Origin of the sequence: Corynebacterium yonathiae (genome assembly GCF_027570195.1) — a bacterium.
GTDB classification, from domain to species: Bacteria; Actinomycetota; Actinomycetes; order Mycobacteriales; family Mycobacteriaceae; genus Corynebacterium; species Corynebacterium yonathiae.
The window spans coordinates 1-4,832 of the sequence record NZ_JAKMUZ010000032.1 but is presented as its reverse complement, the minus strand read 5'-3'; the positions used below and the strand labels follow the sequence as shown (position 1 = coordinate 4,832).

Here is a 4,832-nt window from a genome sequence, read left to right as displayed (position 1 = left end):
TTTACTTATCTTCGAAAAGTAATCCGTGATGGGCGCCTCATTATGTACCGGCACGAAATTTACCGCAGGCTACAGCTACACTACGCTAAAGGACGCACCCGGGAACATTCTGAGCGAAATGCTTTAAAATTAGCGAATGTGTCGTGCGATTTCTTGTGCCATGTGCAATTGACCTCGTGCTGTGGGGTGGGCGATAAGGTTGCCTTCAGGTAGTCCATAGAAATTGGAGTTTCGTTGTTGGGGAGGTTCGCACCAGCCTTTTGGATCGTTAGGAGGAGCGACGTAGGTTGTACGTGTCGTTTGCGCTGCTTGTTCGATGGTCTTGTTGACGTCGGTAAGAAAGTCATTGATGTACTTGCGGTCATTTAAAGAGAGGTAGCCACTTTCGGGGCAATGGTCCTGTGGTGTGACTGCTGTGAAGTAACCGGTAAAAATTATCTGGGCGCGAGGTGCGCGCCTCTTGACGTCGTTTGCTATGTCGATGAGGCGTTGCTTTAGGTTTCGACCGGCAATGTCGGAGTTATGAATGCTTGCATCGGTAATAGGCTTGGCGGCAGCACAGTCGGGTAGTCGTGGGATTTGAATGTGTGGTGCGCAAGCCGCAAATAGCGGAGCTAGTCCTGCATCATTTCCTCCGAAGCTGATAGTAACGAGCCCCGTGTCAGGTGTGAGGTGTTGCTTCTGTGGCGTTGGGGCGGTTTGCGGGAGTGCGTGGTGTTGAGGATTGTCGTATTGGTAGGTGAATGCCCATGCGCAAGATGCGTCGTCGAGCTTGAGATCAAGAAGCTTGGCGAGTTCGTGCGGATAGTTGTCTTGATCTTTAACGCAGCCTAGAGTGCTGCCGGGGACGGGTCTTGTAATTGTTCCCGTGGAGGCGTAGGAGTCTCCGAGAGCTACATACTTGCTCCCCGGCTCAAGCGCCTGCGCGGAAGGTGCTAGCAATCCACTTGTCAAAGCGGCGGTGAGGAGTGCAGTTGAGAGTCTAAGAAATTTCATATCTTTCAATTCAGATAAAAATTCCCGTGTGTATGTTGTGCTACACGGGAATCTGAAGTGTGGGGGGCTAGTGAACAATATTGTGGCCGATTAGTTGGCCGTAAGCGTGAGTGCCGTTGGCATTAAGGTGCAGAGGGAGATTGCCAGGAGCGGGCGGCATAATATCGACAAGGTTTACCCACCATCGGTCTGGAGAACAGGCTTCGTGTCCTAAAGACATCGGCCAGGCATCGAGGAAAGTGGCATTGTTTTGCTGCGCGACTTCCCTAAGTGTCTTTTGCAGGCGCTGCTCGGTTTGTTCGATGCTCACAGCGGGGACGGGAAAGGGGTTTGATGACCCCAGTCCACTATTGTAGCAGTACACGCTATTGAAAGATACATGCGGGTAACCGACAACAATGACTTTAGCTTTTGGAGCATGGTGATGGGCTACGTTAATGGCGTTACGCAGACCGGCTCGGATCGCGTGATCCGAAGCAGCAACATCAGCCCCGTATGGGTATGTATCGTTGGCGCCTGCGACAATCACCACGTTTTTGGTCTGTGGGTTAAGATCGCCGCGATGTGCCGCAGTCCGAAGCGCATCTTCAATGTGTATACCGCCAGTTGCGAAGGAAGCGCCTGCGCATTGGTACTGATCGACGTGGGTACCCCCAGAAGCGTTGGCGATTTCATCGGCGATGGAGCCGTCGGTGACGCAGCCTACACCGGTATTTGCCTTGGCTTTGGCCTTATTTTGCAAGAAATCGGGGAGTGTTGGGTTTGCTACTACGCTGTCTCCAGTGAGGACAGTGTTGCCTGGTATTGCGGCTGTTGCAGTGACATTTCCTGCCATGAGAGCTGCGGCCGTGACGGTAGTTGCAACGATTTTTGTGTGGAGTCGCATTCTTAGGCTCTTTCTGGGATTTCTTCTGGTTAGTGCCTTTGAAGTTCTCTGGTGATGATTCCGGCCATTCCGTCGTGTCCGACATCTGTTGGGTGCATGGGCATGACGGAAGGTGCCGTTCGGGTCTTCATCGCTACAGTCCAACGCTGAGCGGGATCAGGTTGGCAAGTGTCGTGGGTCTTGGCTTGGTCATAGAGGTTGATGAAGTTGGCTCCGAGCGCTTGCGCTGCGCGCCCGATTTCACGATTGAATTCGGCTTCCGCAGTAGTGGCGCCTGGGAAAGAAATAGGGACAACCCTGGTGCCATCGTTAAATGCGCACAGCGTGTCATTTACAGTCATAGGCAGGTAGTTGACCATAGTGATCCGAGCTTTGGGGGCAACTCGGCGGATTTTGTCGAAGTCAAATCTGAGCAATCCTCGATAGTTGGATGCCTTTGGAATGTTTGGGAGGGTGGCGTTGGCTAAGGAATCTATATGGGTGTCTGGCTGAAGGCCTCCGTACATGAATACGACCTCTTTGGTGTTGGGTCCGATATTGCCGGTACGGATAGCGTCATTTACGTAGGCGTCGATCTGGTAGCTGGTTCCGTTACAGGAGTAATCTGCGAGAGAGTAGCGGAAGTTACCGGCGGTTTGGTGTGCCCAATTCCTTTTGTCATTAAAGCAGGGGTGGATTGGGATGAAGGGCTTGAAGGGACTTGCAGAAGAGCGTTTGCCAGGTGCTCCGCCGTTGGCGGTAAAGGAATCGCCGAAGGTGACCATTTCTTGGCCTTGGCTCGCGTTGGCAGTTTGGGCAAGGGAAAAGCTTGCGGTCAGGGCGAGGAGGCTGGCCGTGATCTTGATTTTTAGATTTTTCATAGTCCTAGGGGGTGGAAACAATAGAGGTATGTGATCTCAGTCCATCACCTTGATTAAGATAGTGTCTATATAGAGAAATTCCAATTCTTAAGAGTGGTAATTCCTGTTATGGGGGTGAAAATTGGGAGGCGTGGGATTTTAGAACCTTTCACTCGCAAGTCTGTGAGAGTACCGTTTGTCCTTTTGTGACATGTGCGAGTTTTCTGGTCCGAGTGTTCTGAAGTAGCACCGCGTATATGCGAGCTGATATATCGATGTGCACTTAAATAGCAGTGGGAATAGGTGCAGCTGTGGTCTGCGAAGCCTATGAAACATCGCTCCAGTACACAAAGAAGAAAAGGTTTTCTGCGGACTTGCAATCGCTGTCCGAAACGTAAACCCTACGGCGACGAACAGCAGTTTAGGGGAGGGGTAAGAGCGCAGCTCAAACGTCGAGCGCAGGGGAGGAGAACACCAGAGAAGATTGCTCGAATGGCTCTCCCACTCGCAAACGGAATTGTCTAACGGCTCGATATAGCTAGATATAGCTTGACAAGCAGTAGAATTTTGAAAAAGAAAACTGGTTCAAGTCGACCAATCTTCTGCGGCTACGCTGTTTTATCTGATTGCTTTGTTTCCGTAAAGCTTGAAGGAGCCTACGGACTAGCAAAGTCGCCCAATCGGTGGCATGTCAACGAAGTAAATATCTTTTCTTTCAGTACTGGAACTAGCTGAATTTTGAGGCGTCAGTAGCAAAAAGTGTGTCTGAGTTTCAGCGTTTCCGCTGTTCAGGGTAGTTGAATCGGGTCTATATAAGGACCTCAGCCGTATATAGACCTGTTTCTTCGTCAATCCACCGGAATGGCACCTGCATGTGGTACCCGGCAGTTGGTGTGCTTTCCGGGTGAGACGAAACCGACCACGATGCCCCGAATGTGCTGGGCAAATGAAGAAAACGGCACCACATCCAAAGGAGCGACACGATGGCGGTGCAAAAGCCCCAACTGCGGCAACTCAACGACACGCACCCGCACCGATTTGAGCCACACCCGCGATTTCAAAGCCTTCCACTCCTACATCACGTGCACCGCAACACTGGCTGAAGTAGCCCGCCAGCAAGGTGTAAGCAGGTGGACGCTTGATCGCCGGTTTATACCGTTTTGGCTCATAGAGGTACCCAACCCCGGTGAGCCTCACCGCGTCTACGATCAGATCTTCATCGACGGCACATATACCGCTGCCGGGTGCTTGCTCGTCGCCGCTAGCTATGACCATGTCATCGCCTGGCATTGGGCGAAAAGCGAAACCGACCACGCCTACACGCAGCTTTTAAACTAGATCGCAGAACCTTTATGCGTTGTCCTTGACTGCGGGCAAGGCGCCTACACCGCTATCAAAGCGTGCTGGCCCAATGCACAGATCCAGCGCTGTGTGGTCGTCCATACCCAGCGCGTTATCCGCCGCTACACCACCTCTAAACCACGCACCAGTTCAGGCCAAGCCATTCACGCGCTCACGTTGAAGTTGACGCGGATCACCACCGTGGAACAGGCCCGCGAATGGACGCTGAACCTGCACGATTTCGGGGTCGTCTATGCCAGTTTCCTCAACGAGAAAACACCGGTGCCGAAGGAACGCAGAACCCTCAACCACCGGTGGGAATGGACCCACCTGCGGGTACGCAAGGCGTACAACTCGCTGTTGCACCTCTCGCGGAAAGGTTGGTTGTTTACCTACCTGCAGCCAACACCGCACGCGCTCGAACCAGACCGGTGGGTCGCAACTACCAACAGTCTGGAGGGCGGAGTCAACGCGCAACTCAAACGCATCGCCGACGCTCACCGCGGCAGGACAGGAGAGCGCCAACGCACAATGCTCGAGTGGTACCTCCACTCCAAAACGCAGCTGCCTGACGATCCTCTCGGAATCGCCAGGCAGTGCAATTTCGGGCAAGACCAACTCGCCAAAGTCAACAATCTTGCCGAAGAAGACCACAACAAAGCCGACCAGGAAACAGGTCGACCAGCCTTCTATGACAACGCTATCCCAACCGAATACAACCACTCCATCGGAATCAGGAAAGGACCCCTCAAATAAAAATGCGCCCGACG

General features: G+C 52.7%; 3 protein-coding genes and 1 pseudogene. 1 reads left to right on the top strand and 3 read right to left on the bottom strand.

Annotated features, from left to right (window positions below):
- Positions 1-129: 129 nt before the first annotated feature.
- From L8V22_RS11435 to L8V22_RS11425, 3 genes are all read right to left on the bottom strand, one after another.
- Positions 130-996, bottom strand: coding sequence for an SGNH/GDSL hydrolase family protein (locus tag L8V22_RS11435; protein ID WP_238802250.1), 867 nt, complete (start codon positions 994-996; stop codon positions 130-132).
- 67 nt (positions 997-1,063) lie between these two features.
- Positions 1,064-1,882 carry a GDSL-type esterase/lipase family protein gene (locus tag L8V22_RS11430; RefSeq protein ID WP_238802249.1) on the bottom strand — a complete coding sequence of 273 codons (819 nt, stop codon included), beginning with the start codon at positions 1,880-1,882 and terminating at the stop codon, positions 1,064-1,066.
- A gap of 29 nt (positions 1,883-1,911) precedes the next feature.
- On the bottom strand, positions 1,912-2,742 hold the full coding sequence (locus L8V22_RS11425) for a GDSL-type esterase/lipase family protein (RefSeq protein ID WP_238802248.1): 831 nt from the start codon (positions 2,740-2,742) through the stop codon (positions 1,912-1,914).
- An 883-nt stretch (positions 2,743-3,625) separates the two neighbouring features.
- Between L8V22_RS11425 and L8V22_RS11420 the strand changes: the two are divergent.
- Positions 3,626-4,818 (top strand): annotated as a pseudogene (locus L8V22_RS11420) (IS1249 family transposase).
- Positions 4,819-4,832 lie beyond the last annotated feature (14 nt).

Coding starts and splice junctions, on each gene's coding strand:
- L8V22_RS11435 (WP_238802250.1), bottom strand. CDS start 996: ATGAAATTTCTTAGACTCTCAACTGCACTCCTCACCGCCGCTTTGACA.
- L8V22_RS11430 (WP_238802249.1), bottom strand. CDS start 1,882: ATGCGACTCCACACAAAAATCGTTGCAACTACCGTCACGGCCGCAGCT.
- L8V22_RS11425 (WP_238802248.1), bottom strand. CDS start 2,742: ATGAAAAATCTAAAAATCAAGATCACGGCCAGCCTCCTCGCCCTGACC.